This window comes from Sulfitobacter sp. M39, from assembly GCF_021735935.1.
In the GTDB taxonomy this organism is placed as follows: Bacteria; Pseudomonadota; Alphaproteobacteria; order Rhodobacterales; family Rhodobacteraceae; genus Sulfitobacter.
The window spans coordinates 611394-629158 of sequence record NZ_WMDZ01000001.1 but is presented as its reverse complement, the minus strand read 5'-3'; the positions used below and the strand labels follow the sequence as shown (position 1 = coordinate 629158).

The window sequence follows — 17765 nt, the reverse complement described above, 5'->3', positions numbered from 1 at the left end:
ATATTTATGTCCGATACGGACCCAACACCGGGCTTCCCTTCCAACCCTCCAAAGTTATACGCCTAGGGCATCACGAATGACCCAAAGGCCGCCCCCCGTATGACCCTGTTCCAACTGCTGCTTGTCGCAATCATTCAGGGGCTGACAGAGTTTCTGCCTGTCTCGTCCTCGGGCCATTTGATCCTGCTGCCGACGCTGACCGGCGGGCCGGATCAGGGGCTTGCGATTGATGTCGCGGTGCATGTCGGCACGCTTCTTGCGGTCGTGCTCTACTTCCGGTCGGAGGTCGCAGAAGCCACCATCGGACTTGGTCGCCTGCTGCGCGGCAAGATGGACACCCCCGGCGCAAGGCTGGCCGCCCTGCTGATCCTCGCAACACTTCCGGTGCTGGTCGTCGGCCTGACGTTCAAGCTGCTGGGGATTGACGAAATGCTCCGCTCTGTCGCGGTGATCGGCTGGACCATGCTGCTGTTCGGTATCGTGCTTTATTGGGCGGATCACACGGGGCGCAGCGATCGGGAGGCCGGCGACTGGGATGTCAAAGGTGCCGTCTGGATGGGGCTGGCGCAGGCGCTTGCGCTGATCCCCGGCACATCGCGGTCAGGCATCACCATTACCGCCGCCCGCAAACTGGGCTATGACCGCGCCAGCGCTGCCACGCTGTCCATGTTGATGTCGATTCCCACGATCCTCGCCTCTGGCGCGCTTTTGTCACTGGACGTGATCGGGCAAGCCGACGCGCAGCTCGCGCGCGACGCGTCGATCGCGGCGGGCTTCGCCTTTGTCGCTGCACTGGCGGCACTGGTCCTGATGATGCGCCTGCTGCGCAGCGTGAATTTCACCCCCTACGTCATCTATCGCATCCTGCTGGGGGCAGCGCTTTTGGTATACGCCTACAGCTAAAGCAAAAGGCCCCGCCGTCGCCGGCAGGGCCTTTCCAAATTCGACGTAGAAACCGTTAGGTCCGCAGGTTCTTCGCGGATTGCTTGATCTCGTCATACTGGCCCGAGGGGCGGAACCGCCACAGGTACTCGGGCAGGACAGAGCCCATGGACACGGGGCTGATCCCCAAAGCATCGAAGCCCTGCGCGCCCTCGCCCACGACATTATCATGCGCCAGGTTCTTGACCTGATCACGGGTCAGCGTGTTGTTCTTGACCAGGCCGAGCGTCACCGATTGCAACACATCAAGGCCAAAGGCGATCACCTTCGCCACGAACATCGGCAAGGCGACAACCATGCGGCGACGGTTCACCACATCAAGCATACGTTGCATCAGGCCGCGAAAGCTTTCGACCTCGGGGCCACCCAATTCGTAAATACCGGCAGGGGCCTTGCCTGTTACCGCAAGCTCCGCCGCGTGGGCCACGTCATCTACATAGACTGGCTGGAACAGCGTATCCGCCCCCACAGCAGGGATCGCAGGGCTGATCCGCGTCATACCGGCGAAACGGTTAAAGAAGTCATCCTCGGGGCCGAACACGATCGACGGGCGCAGGATAACAGCCTGCGGCATATGCTTGAGCACACCTGCCTCCCCCATCGCCTTGGTCTGGGCATATTCACTATCCGCCTCGGCATCCGCCCCGATGGCAGAGATTTGCACCAAACGCGCGACCCCTTCGGCGGCGGCCAAGCGCGCAATGCGTTCTGCCCCGTCGGCCTGAATAGCGTCAAAGGTGTTCTTGCCAGCCTCGGCCAGAATACCAACGCAGTTCACCACTGCATCAGCGCCCTGCAGCGCATCGTGCACCGACGCGTCATCACGGATGTTACAAAAGATCGGTTCGACCTGGCCCACAGTGCCGTAGGTGCGCACAAACAGCGCCTCGTTCGGGCGACGCACCGCGACGCGCACACGCCATCCCGCCAACGCCATGCGACGAACGATATACCGCCCCACAAACCCGGAGCCGCCGTAAACCGTGACCAGCTTTGCCATGATGATACCCCTGACCAGAAAATCTAGGGCTACAGATACATCCAGCCCCCCTCGGGAACAAGCAGCAATTCCGGCAGAGATCGCCTTGAAAGCCCGACCCACCGCATCAAACCGCGGTTTTCCAGAATTATTTTATCGCCGTATCATTTTGTTGCGAGAATCCAATTGACACCCCCGCCCCACAACAATAAACGCTCCCTCACAACCCCCCTGTGCCCAGGTGGCGGAATGGTAGACGCGCTAGCTTCAGGTGCTAGTACTGGCAACGGTGTGGAGGTTCGAGTCCTCTCCTGGGCACCACTTATCCCCCGGCAGTTTGATGAATGCGTTGCAAAGCAAGAGCTTGTCAGCGCAATGGTCTGAAACCATCCTCCTGCCCCCAACCTTCAAAGTTCGCCGCTTCAATCTGCGTTGAAATGACGGGGCATTTATAGCCAAAATTCCTGCGCTGTATTGGGGGTGCATTGTTTGGCCGTCATTCTGCGGTGACTGGCATTACACCTTCACATTTCTGGAACGAACTCGAAAAGCGCGTGTTGAACAAAGAGGATCACCTCTAGGTAGAAGGACACAGCTATGCAAAGTCACACCGCCACCGTCGATGGAATCAACATGCGTTGGGAGGAAACGGGATCAGGCGACCCTGTCATCCTTATTCACGGAATCCCAACGTGCCCCGCCCTCTGGCGCGATGTCGCTCCGCTGGTTCAGGGGCATCGGGTCCTGGCGTGGGAGATGCCAGGCTATGGCGCGTCTATCCCTGAAGGGAAAGACCGCGACATTTCCATCTCGGCACAGGCAGATTATCTTGTGGCTTGGATGCGCAGCATGGGTATTGAGCGCGCAGTACTCGCCGCGCATGATCTGGGGGGCGGCGTCGCGCAGATCGCGGCTGTGCGCTATCCCGAAAAGGTCAGCGGTCTGATGCTGACCAATGCCATCAGCTACGACTCCTGGCCTGTGCCGATCGTCGATGTGATTGCGAGAACCGGTGCAATTGCAAAGCATGCGCCCGATGGTTCACTCCACCAACTTCTGAAGCTGATATACTCCAAGGGTCACGAGACAGACGCAGCCGCCGAAGCGGCATTTGAAACGCACGCGCCGCACTATGACCGCCACGGCGAGGCTGCGGCGTTTGTGCGACAGGCGCAGTCACTGGATGTTAACGATACAAAATCGATTGCCGATCAATTGCCAGCGCTGAATATACCCGCGCGGATTGTCTGGGGCGCGGCGGATGAATTCCAAAAGTTCGAGTATGCAGAGCGTCTTGCTAAAGACCTTGGCGCGCCGCTTCGGTCGATTGAAGGTGGGCTGCATTTCACGCCCGAGGATCACCCTGCGATTATCGCCGAAGAAATCAACGCATTGCTCCGCTCGGTGAACGGGGGCTGACGCACGTGCGGGCGGCGTTAACGCGCGGCGAAAGCATCCAGCAAGCGTAACCGCGTTCAGCCCGGAAGCCGGGCTGAACCGTCAACTTTGTCAGCTGCGCGCCTTGGCGCAAAGCGGCGCGCTATTTGAAGACTGGCTGGCGCTTTTGCATCTTGGCGGCGACGACCTCCGCAAATTCCGGAGATTTCAACTGCTCGGCAAACAGTACTGATTCACGGTCCATCTGGGCGGTCATCTGGTCTTTGCCATGACGGAGCAGCGACTTGGTTTTGATAACCGAAGTCGGTGCCGCCTGCGCCAAACCAGACGCAAGCGACGCGACTTCGGTGGCGAGATCAGACGAGGGAGCGACACGCGACACCAACCCAAAGCGCAGCGCCTCCGCTGCATCAAGGACGCGATTTGCCAGCAGCATATCGTTCGCCACGGCCATGCCGACGGTGGCGGGCAGCAAAAGCGAGGAGGCGGCCTCGGGTACCAGTCCCAGTTGGACGAATGGCGTGCTGAATGTGGCCGTGTCGGCGGCGACAATCAGATCGCAATGCAGCAGCATCGTCACCCCAACACCAATCGCCGGTCCGTTTACGGCGGCAATCAGGGGTTTGGGGCAGGTGGAGATTGCGGTCAGAAACCGGATAACCGGCGGCACGCCGTCGCTGCGGGTTCCCTTGGCAAAATCCTGCAAGTCGTTCCCGGACGTAAAGTAGTCTTCCGCACCTGTGATCACGAAGGCACGCACCGCGTCGGACTTGGCATAGTCTTCCAGCGCATCGGCCATGGCGGCGTACATATCCTGTGTGATGGCATTGCGCTTTTCGGGTCGCGCGATGGTCATCGTCGTGACGCGTTGGTCGGTGTGTAGCTTGATGTTTTCGGTCATGTTTGATCCTGTTAATTTGAATGGCGGTGGAAATCGGTTGCGGTTCAAGGCGCGGCCATGAGCCAATCGCTGAATTCGGCCCACAAAGCTTCGCGGCCTTTGCGCAATGCGCCCTCGTGACCGATCCGCGTTACACCGACCTGCGATGGTGTGCGGAGGATCACCTCGTGCGGGACGGCTGGATAACAGTTTAAAAGGTCGGATGCGGTTGACGGCGTCGCAATCGGGTCATCGGAAAAGATCCACGACCGGATAGGGGCTGTGACCTCGTCGTAGTGATGCGGTGCCAGTTTCGTTGCGAGGTCCGGTTGAAAATAGCTGCGGCGCTGGCTCCACCGGCGCCATGTCTTGAACAGTTTCGGGGGCAGCGCTTCGCCCCGCCAGCCGCCCGCCGGTTTGATATAGCCGTAGCGCAGCAGCAAATAGGGGCCCAACACCCACCAGAAATAAAGCTCCGACGGGATATTGCGCAGGTGGTGGCCGCCGAAAAAACCGGTCCCGACAGAGACAAATGCATGTCGGGTGATCTTGGACTGGTTCGGCATGAGGCCGACAAAATGCCCGCCGACACTGTGGCACAGATGGGTAAGCGGCAGGCCCGGTGCCGCGTCTTCCAGCGCATCCAGGGCAGCAGGCGCATCAAGCCGTCCCCAGTCGGGGTAGTCGATCCCGGATCCGGCCAAATCCTTGCCCTTTGATCCCCCAATCCCCCGATAGTCATAGGTCAGGACAACGGCACCTTGGCGGGCCAGATAGGTCGCGAGGCCGCTATAAAACTGACGCGGGAACCCCGTCCCGGCCGAGATCAATACCGCGATTTTCGGGGAAGATGAGGTATGAATGTCGGCCTCCAGCTCCCATCCATCGCTGGCGGCAAAGCGGATCGTTTTCGGGGGAATGCCTTCAGTCATCGGCCAGCTCTTTCTTGGGCGGTAAAGGGCCGTTCACGATGCCATCCGCGTTGTCCGCCAGATGCGTCAGAAAACGTTCAATAATGATCTGTTCTTCAGCAGGAAAAGGCGCAAGCAGCGCCGCATTGAACTGGCTGATTTCGCCCGCACCCCGTTCAAGCACCGCGCGGCCCGGCTGTTCAAGGTAGATATGTATGACGCGGCCATCCACCGGCGACGGCGACCGCCGCACCAGACCCTTGGCGCACATGCGATCCACAAGACCGGTCAAGCTGGACTTGCCCATTGCTAGGGTCGAAGAGAGATCACTGATGGGCTGCCCGTCCTTTCGCGAGAGGATCAACAGCACCGCTAGCTGTGATGTTGTAAGCCCTATCTTATTGCGCGTCCGACGGTCGGCAGCGCGAAAGAGCGCTGAATGTGCGATCTGGAGTTTGTGGAAAACCTTGAATGTATTGGCCATAAATCAATTCGCATGTGAACTAGTTTGTTCGTATATGAATTAAATGCACCCAACAACACATACCTCTTCAATGACAAAAGTGACGTCACGACACGGCCGCGTCCTGCGGCACCTCGTCGGCAAACAGGGCTTTGTGCTGCCTACTCGGCCTCCTTCTGTGCCTGAATGATCTGATCTGCGAGCTTGGCGAGATCATGTGAGGTAAAGTCAGGTTCGGGCACGCCGGGCACGTGCAGGATGCTGTTGTGTGGCCGCGCGATAAAGGCACCGCGGCACCCCACGGACTGCGCGCCGATGGTGTCCCAGATATGACATGCGACCATGCACAGGCTTGAGACGTCGACGCCCAGACGATCGGCAACCATCTGATATGTCGACGGATGAGGTTTGAAGTGACCAACCTCGGCCACGCTAAAATGGTCGTCAAAAAGCGCAGCGATGCCGGCTTTTTCAAGTGGTGTCGGCGCGGGGGATGGGGCGGAGTTCGTCAGGGTCACAAGCGTGAACCCCGCGTCGCGCAATTTGGTCAATGCCGGGACCACATCGGCGTGGGCGGGCATCGATCCAATCAGTGACTTGAGCTCGGATACGTCGCTGTCCTGTATGGCGATCTTTTTATTCTCGCCAACCATCCGCAGAACACCGCCGGCCAGATCTCCGAAGGGGGCATAGAGCCCGGACAAGGTCACCGTTTGCGAATACAAGATCAGCTCTGGGAACCATTCGCGCAGAACCGCGGCATTGCCGAACACGCGGTCAAAGAACGGCTCTAGTGTCGAGATATCCAGCAGGGTTTCGTTTACGTCGAAAACAATGGTCGAAAAATCTGTGCGGTCTGACATCGGGGGGGCTTTCTTAGCGTGTTACTGGTCGGCCGGAACCCATGCAGGCAATGGGGACCCACCAGTATAGTGGTTTTCAGCAGCGGTCTCACGAAACAGAACGTAAAGGTCGACAGGGTCAACGCCAAGCTCGGCAAGAAGAATCTCGGCGATGGCGTCCACCAGCGCTTTCTTGCGCTCTGCCTCGCGCCCGGGACGAAGATCAACTGTGACCAGCGGCAGCCCGTCCCCGATCTCACCGAACGCCTCGCGGACCGCAACATAATCGTATTTGATCTCCTTGGGCGCGAGGGTGTCGATCACGGCCTGTTTAACCCCTTCACGGATGCGGCGTTTGATAGATTTGTCTGTGTCTTCTGGTACTTCAACGCGAATGACAGGCATTTCGATCCTTCCCTATTTGCAAGCTTGCCAGCAGGATTGTCCTAAGTATCCGAACACTATGGCAGGCAAGTTTCACAACTGCATCCACGCCATTGCTTCGTAAAACCAGGCACGGGATCAGCCATCAGTCCCAATCTCGGCCAAGCGCGGACATCGGGTGCTATCGCCCGCTAGCCAGTTCAAAAATATAACAGTTGAACCGCTAAAGTAACAATTTGATATTCGCCGGACCACACAAGGGCTATCAGCACAGCTGAACCGTTCAACGATCGTTATGCTGATCATCATGGCATCTGCAAACTAACTGCACATTTCGGTGGTATACGTCGCATATGAACCCAATCCGGACGTCATTGTTTGCCAAGATATTCACAGCCGTTGCAGCGATTTCCATTCTTGTCGTACTGGTGATGGCGCTCATGGTCGCGGTCTGGATGCGCGACGGTTTTGCACGATACCTGCTAAGGGGCGAACTAGCACGGTTCGACGAACTGGCCTCCTCTCTGGCTGAGCGTGAGCAAAGCAAGTGGGCCGAGTTCCGTGATGAGCCGCAGATGTGGGGCGCTTTTGTCCATGCGCATGCGCCGCGCCCCAAGGCGAATTTCGGCCCTCGCCCCAGCCGGTCCCCAAGATTTTCACCTGAAGCGCCACTCGGTCCGAGGCCAACCAACCCACCGCCATTTGCGACAGGCGACGACAGTATGAGGCTGGAAAAACGCATCGTGTTGCTGGACCGCGATGGCATGCAGGTCGCCGGCAATATCGAACGCTCGGCGTTATTCGAGCGTCGTCCCATTTGTGCGAACAACAGCTGCGCGGGTGCGAACCTTCTTGGCTATATCGGATTAAACGCCCCGATAGAGCAGCGCGATGCGAGCGACACATTTTTCCTGCGCGAGCAGTATGCGTCTCTTGCTCTTGCTGCGCTGATCGCCATCGCCCTCTCGGCTGCGGCTGCGTTTATTATCGCGCGCCAGTTGCTTGAGCCGATAAGACGGCTGGAATCCGGGGCAAAAACAATGGCCGCGGGCAATTACACGGCACGGATCAAACAGGACAGAAGTGACGAATTGGGGGAGTTGATCGGCCACTACAACACTCTGGCGGCGACACTTGAACAAACCGCCAAGGCCGAACGCGAGTGGATTTCCAACACCAGCCACGAACTGCAAACGCCGCTTGCGGTGCTACGCGCCCAGATTGAGGCGCTACAGGACGGCATACGCCAGCCCGACGACAAAACACTGACCGAAATGCATGCAGCGCTCATGCGACTATCGCGTCTCGTTCAGGACCTCAAAACACTGTCGTATGGCCGCGAAGCAGAACTGACGTGCTCACTTGAGAAAGAAGACCTTCCGAGCCTTGTGAAACAGGCGGCTGAAACGGTCCGATCAAAATTAAGCGCCAAGGGGATCGAGTTGGATCTCAATCTGCCGGCGCAGATGTGGGTTCCGTGTGACCAAGGGCAGATTGGTCAGGTCATGGATAACCTGCTTGAGAACGCCTTTAGATATACCGATGGACCCGGCCAGATACGCGTTAATCTGCAAGACGCCGAGGGTTTCGCGCAGCTGACTGTAGAGGACACCCCGCCAGCCGCACCCGAAGACGATGAGGAAAAGCTGTTTGACCGCTTTTACCGCGTGGAGGCATCGCGCTCTCGGGCACATGGAGGGTCAGGACTGGGGCTTTCCGTCTGTAAGGCGATCGTAGAGGCGCATGGCGGCACCATCTCTGCTGGCCGATCCGAGTTGGGCGGGGTACAAATTGTCATACGGTTACCGAAGGAAGCAGTGTGACCATAGCGAGCATCCTGATCGTAGAAGACGAAATAGCACTGGCAGAAGTCGTGCGGGATTACCTGCTTGCTGACGGTATGAGCGTCGAAATGTTGGGTACGGGCGCGGGTGCCGTCGCGCTTGCCCTGACAAATCAGCATGATCTGGTCATTCTGGATCTGATGCTGCCCGAGGTGGATGGCCTGACGATTTGTCGGGAATTGCGCAAATCATCCGACGTGCCGATCATCATGACCACCGCGAAGGTAGAAGAAATCGACCGCCTTCTAGGCCTAGAGCTTGGGGCCGATGACTACCTGTGCAAACCCTTTTCCCCGCGTGAACTGGTCGCGCGGGTCAGGGCGGTTTTGCGACGACGGCCTGTCGGTCAGCCCGCACAAAGCCCAGTCACCAACGATCGCCTGATTATCAATGGCGACCGGTGGCAGGCAACCTTGGATGGCAGCCAGCTTGACCTCACGCGCCGGGAATTCTCGGTGTTGCAGGCGCTCGTTTCCCGACCAGGTCGCGTTTTTTCGCGTGATCAACTGCTTGCACTGGCCTTTCCCGACGACACAGACGTTTTTGACCGGACCGTCGATAGTCACATTCGAAACATCCGGCGCAAGATCGCGTCGGTCAGTACATGGGACCCGATCCGCTCTGTCTATGGGGTGGGATACGCCTACGACGGATAAAGGCGTCGCGCACTCTCCCCTTCACGAATTGCGCCAGAAAAGCGACAAAGTCGATTTTTTTACGATCTGCATTTTCACTGCATAATTGCTGCAAACTCACTGCTCAAAGAACATGGAAAAGGAACCTGTGAATGGCGACTTAACGCCACAATAGGAGAACCTACGATGTTCATGGATAAATTTAGAGCACGACGCGATCAGGCCGCGGCCCAACGGAAGATCCCAATGTACCGGCCAACCGTACCCCGCATCAAAGGCAACCAAAGTGTTATCCTCGTGATCACCTTTGCCGCTGTGGTTCTGGGTGCGCTTAACGTCACGGCTGTGCGTGCTGAAACTGTTTCGACAGCGGGTCCAGGCACCGAGTATGCGCAATCTACCCAGTCCGGTAAGGGAGAACGCGGTGGCCGCCCGCCGCGCGAAGCGGTCGAGGCCTGCGCGAACGCAAAGCCAAAGGAAGCCTGCGAGTTCCCAAGTCGTGACGGCGACGCCGTTCAGGGCGCCTGTATGTCCCCCAAGGCGGATGTGCCGCTTGCCTGCGCCCCAACCAAAATGCCGAAGAAGGGCTAGACTGCCCTCATGAAACACCTCTCTACACGGCATCCCGCATCGGGTTGCCGTGTTTGCTGCAAACTTCATGATCAAGGACATGTGGAATGAAACATCTATCGCAGCTTTGGCCGGGCATGCTTGTGCTGGCCTCTGTCGGCTTCGGTCAAACGGCTTTGGCTCATCCCGACATCGAAGAGTTTTCCGATACGGCCTTTGCCGAGCAACCCGTGACCGTGGATTGCACGCTTGAAGACGGCACAGCATCGCGCTGCTACGAAATCAAGGTCAATTACATGCCGAAAGACTTGGACATCGGACCGTTCTGTCCTGCGACGCTGAACGACGCAGGCGGAATCTGGGATTGGACCGGCGAGAACGCCAAGCTTTACCGCATTGATGGGTCGTTTCTTGAGATGCTGGATGAGCTCGGCTATCGCTTCTTCGACGATGACGGAACCGTGCATACGGTCGACAACGCAACCGAACGGCCAACGGTCGACCATGCCTGCATCAACGTGTCTGCGGACGAAAGCGTCGAAATCACCATGCTGCTCCCCGTAACCCCCGTCATGGCCGAGACCCCCAGCCAGCTTGGCACCGTGACGAAAGTGGGCGTGGCGCTTGATGGTGTGCCGATATTCTCGGACGCGCCCAGTATTCAACAAACGGGGCATATGCCAGCGCTTGATACCTGTGGAGGGCATATCGACCCCGGCGGTTGGTATCATTGGCACGCCACGTCGACGGACATTGAAACTGTCTTTGAAAAGGAAGGCGTCGCCGCAGATTGTACACTAGATCAAAATAGCAGCGCGTTGTTCGGCTATGCTTTCGATGGTCACGCAATGTATGGCAGCACCGAGTCAGATGGCGCGGAAGTCACGGGTCTGGATGCTTGCAACGGTCACGTCGGGTCTACGCCGTCAGGCGAGGTATACCATTATCACGCGACGGATGAATTCCCGAACCTGCCGGCATGTCTGGTTGGTGTGCAAGCCGCCGAGAATTTTTCAACAACAGCAACCGCGGGCGTTGGCGCAACGCGGGCTGGTGAAGGCGGGCGCAATGAACCACCACGCCCCGGCGATGGCACGTCAGGGCAGCTGCCTCCGGGTGTTGAGGAAGCTGCTGAAACGCTGGGGGTAACAGTCGAAGACCTGATGCGCGCGTTGGGTGATCCACAAGCGGGACAACCGGATATGTCTGCCGCGGCCAAATCGCTTGGCATCGACGAGGCTGACTTGCGGTCCGCCCTTCCCCCACCGCCCAACCGGTAAACACCATCCAGCCGAATACAGTTCACCGAGCAAGATCGCTTGCTCGGTGCCGTTAAGGGAATTGAGATGACACGCACGATACCAAGCAGTGATGTCATGGGCCGCCGTTCGCTTCTTTTGGGGCTTGGGGCCACCGCTCTTTCAGCCTGCACACGCCGCGTTCAGATGCCCTTGGAAACGCGTAATGAAACAGACCATGACCCGCTGTCTCGGTTTCGTCTCTTTGCGGATGATGGGTCGGATGAATGGCGCAAGCACCTGCATCCCCCGCGCTCCCTACCGGAAACATACGCCGGGCCGAACGTATTGGCCCTATCTGGCGGTGGTGAGGATGGTGCTTTTGGTGCAGGCGCGCTTGTCGGCTGGTCCGCGCGCGGCGACAGACCCGATTTCGACTTGGTTACCGGCATTTCGACCGGTGCCCTGATCGCGCCGTTTGCATTTATGGGACAAGACTATGACGAGGTCCTGACCCGTGTTTTCACCCAAAGTGCTGCAAGTGACATCATGCGGATGCGGCCCTTTCAGGCAGTCTTTAGTGACGCGCTATATGACACCGCGCCCCTTGCGGCCTTGATCACCAAGCACACGCCACCCTCGTTCCTTCGCGCCATTGCACAAAAGCATAAAGCGGGCAAAAGCCTGCTGATTGTCACCTCGGAACTGGAGAGTGCGCGGGCGTCGGTCTGGGATATGGGTGCCATCGCGGCCGCGGGGCAATACGATCTGTTTCGCAGCATCTTGCGCGCTTCAGCCGCGCTGCCGGGGCTCTTTCCGCCGGTAAATCTGCGATACAGTATGGGGGATAAAACCTATGGGGAAACGCATGTCGACGGTGGCGTTCACATGCAGTTTCTGGCGGTCCCTAACTTCGCGTTCACCACAGCTGACCACAAGCTGCAAGGCGGGCATATCTACGTTCTTATCAACAACACACTGAACCCAGCCCCTGAAACCGTAGCACGATCCGCGCTAAGCATTTCTCAACAGGCGCTCACGACCACCGGCCGGGCCAACGCGTTGCTACAGGTCAACGCGACACAGCTCTACGCGCGCGAAATGGGGCTTCGCTTTTCGGTGACATCAATCGATCCGAGTTCGGGCATCGTCTATGATCCGTCAGACCGTTTTTCATCAACCTATATGAACGCCCTTTATCGGCACGGGTCAAAGCGGGCGCAGGATGGCACACTTTGGAGGAATGCATAGCGCGATTGGCTGATACGACAGTCGCGCAGGCAGGATCAACGCCTTCAAGCAAGCCTCCCCGCGCGGGCCATCTGTGTTCACATTTACGTAAAAAGCCTGATCGCAGCGGTGCACCCTGCACCTTTGTGCTATCCTTGCGTTCATCAACGATACGGAGCAAGCACCATGACTGATGATAAACTCACGCGCCGCTCGATGCTTGTGACATCTGGCGCGGTCCTTGCTTTGGGTACCGCTGGCTTGATCAGCCCGCTGCGTGCAGCCCCTGTCGCGCCGACCCCTTCGATGCGGGGCGGGGCGAATAATTATCTACCCGACGCACCGGTTGTGGAACGCATCGGCGGCGGTGGGTTCTGGATGTCGGGCACAGTCAGACGCGCCGGTGATGGCATGCCTCTGGCAGGGCGACGCATCCAAATTTGGGCCCATACGACCGAAGGCAACGAACGCGACCCCCGAAGCCACGGCGCGACCCTAACCGATGATCAGGGCCGCTTCCGGCTGGAAATGCCGCAGATCGTTCCCGCGTTTGGTCAACCGCACGGGCACCTTGCCTATGACGACGACGTAGAGTTCAAGACCGTGTTCCTGCGCCCGGTTATGCGCAGCGCGGACGAAACATCACTGTCAGCTGACTTCGTGCTTGAAGCCGTCTAAACCGGATGCGCGTGGCACGGGGTTATCTGATCTGGGGCGGTCTGACCGCTGTGGTTCTGCTGCCGCTTTTGGTGGCTGCGCAAAGCCCGCTGCTGCAATGGCGCCAACCGATCTACATCATAGCGGGTTTCGCCGGGATCGCGACCATGGCGACGCTGCTGTGCCAACCCCTGCTTGTGGGAGGATACCTTCCGGGATTGACCACAAGGACTGGTCGGCGCGCCCACCATGTGATGGGTGCCGTGCTTGTCGCGATGGTGGTAATCCATGTTGCAGGGCTTTGGGTAACCAGCCCACCTGATATGATCGATGCGCTGACCTTTACCGCGCCGACCGCGTTTTCCGCCTTTGGCGTCATCTCTATGTGGATGCTTTTTGGAGCTGTGGCTTTGTCCTTGGTAAGACGGCACCTAGGGGTCAGCGCATGGCGCGTGGGCCACGCGACCTGCGTCAGTTTGGCCGTCATCACCGCCGTTGCCCATGCCCTGTTGATAGAGGGCACGATGGGCAGCTGGTCCAAGGCAGCACTGTGTTTCAGCGTAATCTTGGCAACCGCAAAGGTTTTGACCGACCTCAAGGTCTGGCGAAGTTTCCGCAGCTCGAAAAACTGAACGCCCCACCCTCCCTGCGAAGTCACAATTCGTGACCAGCGGAAACACAGGCCTGTGCTATCCTACCGTTGTACAGCGGGAGAATCGCAGATGGACCACCACAACACGCAACGTCGTCTGACTGCGGCGGACTTCGATCAAGAACTGCTAGACCTCTATGACTACTACGCACACGGAAAGATCTCCAAACGCGAGTTTCTCGACCGCGCGGGGAAATGGGCCGTGGGTGGGCTGACGGCCGCTGCAGTCCTTAGCACCCTTACGCCAAACTATGCACTTGCCCAGCAGGTCACCGAGGACGATCCAGATATTCAGTCCGAGGACATCACCTATGCCAGCCCAAACGGCACCGGAGAGATTACCGCCTATCTGGCGCGCCCCGCGCAGACCGACCCCGACCGTCCGCCCGCAGCAGTGCTGGTGGTGCACGAGAACCGCGGCTTGAACCCCTATATTCGCGATGTCGTCCGACGTCTGGCCAAAGCAGGGTTCGTGGCAATGGGGCCCGATGGGCTGTCATCGCTCGGCGGTTATCCCGGTAATGATGACGAAGGACGCGAGATGCAGCGCAGCCTTGATAGCGAGGCGTTGCTGAATGATTTCTTTGCAGGTTTCGAATATCTGCAAAAGCTGGATGGTACCAATGGCAAGGTCGGCGCGACCGGCTTCTGCTATGGTGGTGGGGTCGTCAATAAGCTTGCCGTGGCCTATCCCGAAATGGCGGCAGGTGTCCCGTTTTACGGGGCCGCACCGGACGACGCTCAGGTCGCGCTGATAGAAGCACCGTTGATGATCCAACTTGCCGACCTAGACCAGCGGATCAACGCCATGTGGCCTGACTTTCAAAAAGCTTTGGAAGAGAATGACAAACGGTACGAGGCGCATATCTATCCCGGCGTGAACCACGGCTTTCACAACGATACAACGCCACGCTATGACGCCGATGCAGCCACCCTCGCAGAGCAGCGCATGGTCGCTTGGTTTCGCACGTATCTTGCCGGTTAGCGGCGCCAACGCATAGCGTCGCGGCGACGTCAGGAAGCATCATTGTGTGAAAGTGTGGGATCAGGATTACTGACCTGCCACAGCCAGCGCCCCAAAAGAACAACGACAAGAAGGGCCACGATAAACCCGCTGACGTTGCCAAGCATCGTGGCAAGCGAGGTGATCTGATCAGAAAAGCTGTATCCGAGGCTGACATAAATACCGACCCAGAAGATTTCCCCCATCGCCCCCCAGACCGCGAATTTAAGCCAGTTGTAGCGCGTAATCCCACACACCAGATTCACGTAAGGACCAAGCGGCGCAACCAGCCAGCAGGACAGGAAGACGCTAATCGGTCCTTTTCGATCCAGATAGGATTTGGCGCGATCACGCAGTTTGGAACGCTTGGGATTGGCATCAAGCCAGCCTGAAATACGATTCCCAAATGTCCGCGCCAGAATGTAGCCAGAATTGTCGCCGATCACAGCACCTAGATAGGCCGCGGCCGCCGTGGTGATAATATCAAGATCGCCGGTCGCGGCAAAGCTGCCGCCCGCCAGCATCATCAGTGAAGACGGGATAGGTACACAAAGGCAGGACAAAAACGTGACAACAAATAGGATCGAAACCCCGTAGTCGGTCATTAGGTCAAGAATGGTCTCAGTCATCGCGACGGTCCCGGTACGCAGCCGTGGCCTCTGAGACGCGGCGTTGCAGCGTCTCAAGCGTCACACCATTGGCGACAGCGATTTCCTCCAGCCTGCGACGACGTGGCGGGTCACCTGGATCAAAGAACAGCGCCGGTCCAAGCACATTGGGGGGAATGCCATAAGACTGCGCAACGTATCGCGGGGTCATCCAAGGGGCGAGCAACTGATCTTGGTGCCGGGGGTCGCTCCAATAGATCGCCGCAGCGATAGCATTGAACGCAAAATATCCTGCGACGCAGAATGTCACGAGAAAAGCGACAAGAGCCACACGGTGAAGAGCCCAGAGCGATTGTAGACGGGTAAGCATTTTATATTAGTCTTCTTTGATGACGTTTGGCGAACGCTATAGCGGTTTGAAGCCGATGAAAAACCAGATGGCGCTATCCAAGAATTCTGGACGAAGCGTGCAATAATCCAAAATGAAAAACCATTTTATTCCGACAAATGGCGCGGCCCGCATCAACGGTGGTTGATGCGGGCCATTCATTCAGACAAACTTTACCGCAGCACCGAGGGCGGCAATCATGCTAAATCTTCGCACACCGGATTGTTTTGCACGCGCCCACCTAATGCAAAGAACAAGATCGTTGCGAAGCTGGCGGGGATGAACAACCCAAGGGCCATCGGCAAAGCCGTATCCGTACCGCCCAAGGCGACGCACGTGGAAACGGTGAATGCGATGGCGAACTGAACCGCTCCGAGCAGGGCTGACCCCATGCCGGCCCCCTTGCCTGATAGCTCCATCGTGATGGACATCGCATTTGCCGAAAGCAGTCCGACCATGCCGATGGATATCCAAAGGGGAAGGACAAAGACCCAAAGTGACTGGGTGCTAGAGACGGACGCGAGAACGACAGTGGAGGCGACAAACACGGGCAGCCCCGCAGTTGATATTTGCGTCGTGTTATAGCGGTTGAGCAATACGCCGTTAACCTTGCCAAAGATAATCAAGGCAGCCGCAATGACAGCGAACATGATGCCGAATTCAAGCGCGCTTAGTCCGAAAATCCCTTGGAACACCCCTGATGACCCGGTGATGAACGCAAACATGCCGCCCTGAACAAAGCCCGACACAAGCGCCATGACGACAAATCTACGCTGTGACAGAAGCATGCCCGCTGCACGCGCGCCATCAATAAGCGGTCGTGCTTTCCGCGCCGAGGCCGGAAGGGTTTCGGGCAAGACGACCAATGACAGTGCAAAGGCCACGATGCTGATGATCGCCATCGTTGCAAAGATCGAACGCCAGCCGAAATTTTCCAGCAGTATACTGCCCAGGGTCGGTGACGCGATTGGTCCGATGGTCAGCAGCATCACAAGCACCGTCATGACCTGTGCCGCACGACGACCTTCATAGAGATCATTCACAACAGCACGACCAACGACCATGCCCGCGCTTGCACCAATGGCCTGCAGGAAACGCAATGCGTTGAACCAAGAGATATCATTCACCAGCGGTAGTGCGATGGATGTCGCGGTGAACAATGCTGTCCCCACCAACAGGGGTTTTTTGCGCCCATAGGAATCCGTCAGGGGCCCAAGCAACAGCTGACCCAAACATAGCCCGAGGAAGAAGATCGACAGCGAAAACTCAGCGGCTTTATGGGTGGAACCCATTGAGGTGGCCAGATCCCCAAGCGCGGCAAGGTACATATCCGTGGCCAACGGGGGGAATAAAGACAGTAAGCCCAACGTCGCAGTAATGGCCGTTGCGTGTTTGGGCGTCAGAGAAATTTGGGGCATCGTGCTTCCTACTATTTACTAGACCGCGGTCTACTTGCCAATAATAGACTTATGCCCAATAAGTAAAGAGGCGCTAAATCTGCATCCATGAACAGGAGCTGTGCATGACCAAAGCAAGCGTGAGCGGGCGCCCTGTAAACGTCCAGACGGGCGCAAACCTGAAAGCGACTGCGATGCGTCTTGTGCGCGAAAAGGGGTACGATAATGTCTCGATCGCCGCGATCACTAAAGAGGCTGGGGTCGCGCGCCAAACGCTCTACAATCGATGGAACACCAAGGCAGATCTTGTCCTTGATGCCGTGTTTGACGAGACGGAAAACTACGCCGCCGCGCCGCCCCTGGACGGGGGCCAAGACAGCCCTGTTTTGCTCGAAAAATTCTTGACGAATGTGTTTGGCCACCTGACCACCGATGGCGATATTCTGCGCGCGCTAATCGCAGCAGCCCAGCAAGACGCGGCATTTCAACAAACATTCTATGCCAAATTTGTCTTCCCCCGCGAGAAAATGATCACAAATTTGCTGCAGCTGGCCAAAGACCGTGGAGAGCTTTCGACACACCGAAATGTCGATCTTGTTTCGGGCTTTATCCACGGCGCATTCTGGTACCGCCTGCTGAACGGCGGAACACTGGACGCCGCGTTTGCAAAAGAGATCACGTTTGACGTTTTTGAACGCTTGTCCATGGCGGATAACAAGAGTGATACGACGGCTGGATGATCCA

General features: G+C 57.8%; 20 protein-coding genes and 1 tRNA gene. 12 read left to right on the top strand and 9 right to left on the bottom strand.

Going from position 1 to position 17765, the window contains the following annotated elements; all coding sequences use genetic code 11:
* The first annotated feature begins 99 nt into the window (after positions 1 to 99).
* Positions 100 to 903, top strand: a complete 804-nt coding sequence (locus tag GLP43_RS02980; RefSeq protein WP_237278144.1) for an undecaprenyl-diphosphate phosphatase — start codon at positions 100 to 102, stop codon at positions 901 to 903.
* A gap of 55 nt (positions 904 to 958) precedes the next feature.
* Here the strand turns inward: GLP43_RS02980 and GLP43_RS02975 are convergent, their stop codons facing one another.
* On the bottom strand, positions 959 to 1942 hold the full coding sequence (locus GLP43_RS02975) for a complex I NDUFA9 subunit family protein (RefSeq protein ID WP_237278143.1): 984 nt from the start codon (positions 1940 to 1942) through the stop codon (positions 959 to 961).
* A 214-nt stretch (positions 1943 to 2156) separates the two neighbouring features.
* Here GLP43_RS02975 and GLP43_RS02970 point away from each other — a divergent pair.
* Positions 2157 to 2242: transfer RNA gene (locus GLP43_RS02970), tRNA-Leu, on the top strand.
* Between the two features lie 276 nt (positions 2243 to 2518).
* Positions 2519 to 3340, top strand: coding sequence for an alpha/beta fold hydrolase (locus GLP43_RS02965; RefSeq protein WP_237278142.1), 822 nt, complete (start codon positions 2519 to 2521; stop codon positions 3338 to 3340).
* 121 nt (positions 3341 to 3461) lie between these two features.
* Here GLP43_RS02965 and GLP43_RS02960 read toward each other — a convergent pair whose 3' ends face one another.
* The 5 genes from GLP43_RS02960 to GLP43_RS02940 all read right to left on the bottom strand — a co-directional run bounded on the left by GLP43_RS02960 (position 3462) and on the right by GLP43_RS02940 (position 6820).
* Complete coding sequence (locus tag GLP43_RS02960; RefSeq protein ID WP_237278141.1) at positions 3462 to 4220, bottom strand: enoyl-CoA hydratase; 759 nt, start codon at positions 4218 to 4220, stop codon at positions 3462 to 3464.
* A 44-nt stretch (positions 4221 to 4264) separates the two neighbouring features.
* The gene (locus GLP43_RS02955) at positions 4265 to 5131 is read right to left on the bottom strand and encodes an alpha/beta hydrolase family protein (protein WP_237278140.1); all 867 of its coding nucleotides are present in this window, start codon (positions 5129 to 5131) and stop codon (positions 4265 to 4267) included.
* Positions 5124 to 5594 (bottom strand): MarR family winged helix-turn-helix transcriptional regulator, encoded by a 471-nt coding sequence (locus GLP43_RS02950; RefSeq protein WP_237278139.1) that lies wholly within the window; start codon positions 5592 to 5594, stop codon positions 5124 to 5126. Before GLP43_RS02950 ends, GLP43_RS02955 begins: the two co-directional genes overlap by 8 nt.
* 140 nt (positions 5595 to 5734) lie before the next feature.
* Complete coding sequence (locus GLP43_RS02945; protein WP_237278138.1) at positions 5735 to 6436, bottom strand: haloacid dehalogenase type II; 702 nt, start codon at positions 6434 to 6436, stop codon at positions 5735 to 5737.
* A 21-nt stretch (positions 6437 to 6457) separates the two neighbouring features.
* Complete coding sequence (locus tag GLP43_RS02940) at positions 6458 to 6820, bottom strand: tautomerase family protein (RefSeq protein ID WP_237278137.1); 363 nt, start codon at positions 6818 to 6820, stop codon at positions 6458 to 6460.
* Between the two features lie 353 nt (positions 6821 to 7173).
* Here GLP43_RS02940 and GLP43_RS02935 point away from each other — a divergent pair, with 353 nt between their 5' ends.
* The 8 genes from GLP43_RS02935 to yghX all read left to right on the top strand — a co-directional run bounded on the left by GLP43_RS02935 (position 7174) and on the right by yghX (position 14610).
* On the top strand, positions 7174 to 8622 hold the full coding sequence (locus GLP43_RS02935; protein WP_237278136.1) for an ATP-binding protein: 1449 nt from the start codon (positions 7174 to 7176) through the stop codon (positions 8620 to 8622).
* Positions 8619 to 9299 (top strand): response regulator, encoded by a 681-nt coding sequence (locus GLP43_RS02930; RefSeq protein WP_237278135.1) that lies wholly within the window; start codon positions 8619 to 8621, stop codon positions 9297 to 9299. Before GLP43_RS02935 ends, GLP43_RS02930 begins: the two co-directional genes overlap by 4 nt.
* A gap of 225 nt (positions 9300 to 9524) precedes the next feature.
* Entirely contained in the window at positions 9525 to 9869 is a 345-nt protein-coding gene (locus GLP43_RS02925; RefSeq protein WP_237278134.1) for a hypothetical protein, read from the top strand.
* A gap of 86 nt (positions 9870 to 9955) precedes the next feature.
* Entirely contained in the window at positions 9956 to 11128 is a 1173-nt protein-coding gene (locus GLP43_RS02920) for a YHYH protein (RefSeq protein ID WP_237278133.1), read from the top strand.
* A gap of 66 nt (positions 11129 to 11194) precedes the next feature.
* Positions 11195 to 12337 carry a patatin-like phospholipase family protein gene (locus tag GLP43_RS02915; protein WP_237278132.1) on the top strand — a complete coding sequence of 381 codons (1143 nt, stop codon included), beginning with the start codon at positions 11195 to 11197 and terminating at the stop codon, positions 12335 to 12337.
* A gap of 165 nt (positions 12338 to 12502) precedes the next feature.
* Positions 12503 to 12994, top strand: a complete 492-nt coding sequence (locus tag GLP43_RS02910) for a twin-arginine translocation pathway signal (RefSeq protein ID WP_237278131.1) — start codon at positions 12503 to 12505, stop codon at positions 12992 to 12994.
* 5 nt (positions 12995 to 12999) lie between these two features.
* Positions 13000 to 13605 carry a ferric reductase gene (locus GLP43_RS02905; protein ID WP_237278130.1) on the top strand — a complete coding sequence of 202 codons (606 nt, stop codon included), beginning with the start codon at positions 13000 to 13002 and terminating at the stop codon, positions 13603 to 13605.
* A 90-nt stretch (positions 13606 to 13695) separates the two neighbouring features.
* A complete protein-coding gene (gene yghX, locus GLP43_RS02900) occupies positions 13696 to 14610 on the top strand; it encodes a YghX family hydrolase (protein ID WP_237278129.1) in 915 nt (304 codons plus the stop codon).
* Between the two features lie 29 nt (positions 14611 to 14639).
* On the opposite strand, the gene GLP43_RS02895 is transcribed toward yghX, so the two are convergent.
* From GLP43_RS02895 to GLP43_RS02885, 3 genes are all read right to left on the bottom strand, one after another.
* Positions 14640 to 15257 (bottom strand): DedA family protein, encoded by a 618-nt coding sequence (locus tag GLP43_RS02895; RefSeq protein ID WP_237278128.1) that lies wholly within the window; start codon positions 15255 to 15257, stop codon positions 14640 to 14642.
* The gene (locus GLP43_RS02890) at positions 15250 to 15447 is read right to left on the bottom strand and encodes a hypothetical protein (protein ID WP_237278127.1); all 198 of its coding nucleotides are present in this window, start codon (positions 15445 to 15447) and stop codon (positions 15250 to 15252) included. The genes GLP43_RS02895 and GLP43_RS02890 overlap by 8 nt, the downstream gene beginning before the upstream one ends.
* Before the next feature lie 374 nt (positions 15448 to 15821).
* Positions 15822 to 17042 (bottom strand): multidrug effflux MFS transporter, encoded by a 1221-nt coding sequence (locus GLP43_RS02885; RefSeq protein WP_237278126.1) that lies wholly within the window; start codon positions 17040 to 17042, stop codon positions 15822 to 15824.
* Between the two features lie 104 nt (positions 17043 to 17146).
* Here GLP43_RS02885 and GLP43_RS02880 point away from each other — a divergent pair, with 104 nt between their 5' ends.
* Positions 17147 to 17761 (top strand): TetR/AcrR family transcriptional regulator, encoded by a 615-nt coding sequence (locus GLP43_RS02880; RefSeq protein ID WP_237278125.1) that lies wholly within the window; start codon positions 17147 to 17149, stop codon positions 17759 to 17761.
* Positions 17762 to 17765: the final 4 nt, after the last annotated feature.

Coding starts and splice junctions, on each gene's coding strand:
- GLP43_RS02980 (WP_237278144.1), top strand. CDS start 100: ATGACCCTGTTCCAACTGCTGCTTGTCGCAATCATTCAGGGGCTGACA.
- GLP43_RS02975 (WP_237278143.1), bottom strand. CDS start 1,942: ATGGCAAAGCTGGTCACGGTTTACGGCGGCTCCGGGTTTGTGGGGCGG.
- GLP43_RS02965 (WP_237278142.1), top strand. CDS start 2,519: ATGCAAAGTCACACCGCCACCGTCGATGGAATCAACATGCGTTGGGAG.
- GLP43_RS02960 (WP_237278141.1), bottom strand. CDS start 4,220: ATGACCGAAAACATCAAGCTACACACCGACCAACGCGTCACGACGATG.
- GLP43_RS02955 (WP_237278140.1), bottom strand. CDS start 5,131: ATGACTGAAGGCATTCCCCCGAAAACGATCCGCTTTGCCGCCAGCGAT.
- GLP43_RS02950 (WP_237278139.1), bottom strand. CDS start 5,594: ATGGCCAATACATTCAAGGTTTTCCACAAACTCCAGATCGCACATTCA.
- GLP43_RS02945 (WP_237278138.1), bottom strand. CDS start 6,436: ATGTCAGACCGCACAGATTTTTCGACCATTGTTTTCGACGTAAACGAA.
- GLP43_RS02940 (WP_237278137.1), bottom strand. CDS start 6,820: ATGCCTGTCATTCGCGTTGAAGTACCAGAAGACACAGACAAATCTATC.
- GLP43_RS02925 (WP_237278134.1), top strand. CDS start 9,525: ATGTACCGGCCAACCGTACCCCGCATCAAAGGCAACCAAAGTGTTATC.
- GLP43_RS02920 (WP_237278133.1), top strand. CDS start 9,956: ATGAAACATCTATCGCAGCTTTGGCCGGGCATGCTTGTGCTGGCCTCT.
- GLP43_RS02915 (WP_237278132.1), top strand. CDS start 11,195: ATGACACGCACGATACCAAGCAGTGATGTCATGGGCCGCCGTTCGCTT.
- GLP43_RS02910 (WP_237278131.1), top strand. CDS start 12,503: ATGACTGATGATAAACTCACGCGCCGCTCGATGCTTGTGACATCTGGC.
- GLP43_RS02905 (WP_237278130.1), top strand. CDS start 13,000: ATGCGCGTGGCACGGGGTTATCTGATCTGGGGCGGTCTGACCGCTGTG.
- yghX (WP_237278129.1), top strand. CDS start 13,696: ATGGACCACCACAACACGCAACGTCGTCTGACTGCGGCGGACTTCGAT.
- GLP43_RS02895 (WP_237278128.1), bottom strand. CDS start 15,257: ATGACTGAGACCATTCTTGACCTAATGACCGACTACGGGGTTTCGATC.
- GLP43_RS02890 (WP_237278127.1), bottom strand. CDS start 15,447: ATGACCCCGCGATACGTTGCGCAGTCTTATGGCATTCCCCCCAATGTG.
- GLP43_RS02885 (WP_237278126.1), bottom strand. CDS start 17,042: ATGCCCCAAATTTCTCTGACGCCCAAACACGCAACGGCCATTACTGCG.
- GLP43_RS02880 (WP_237278125.1), top strand. CDS start 17,147: ATGACCAAAGCAAGCGTGAGCGGGCGCCCTGTAAACGTCCAGACGGGC.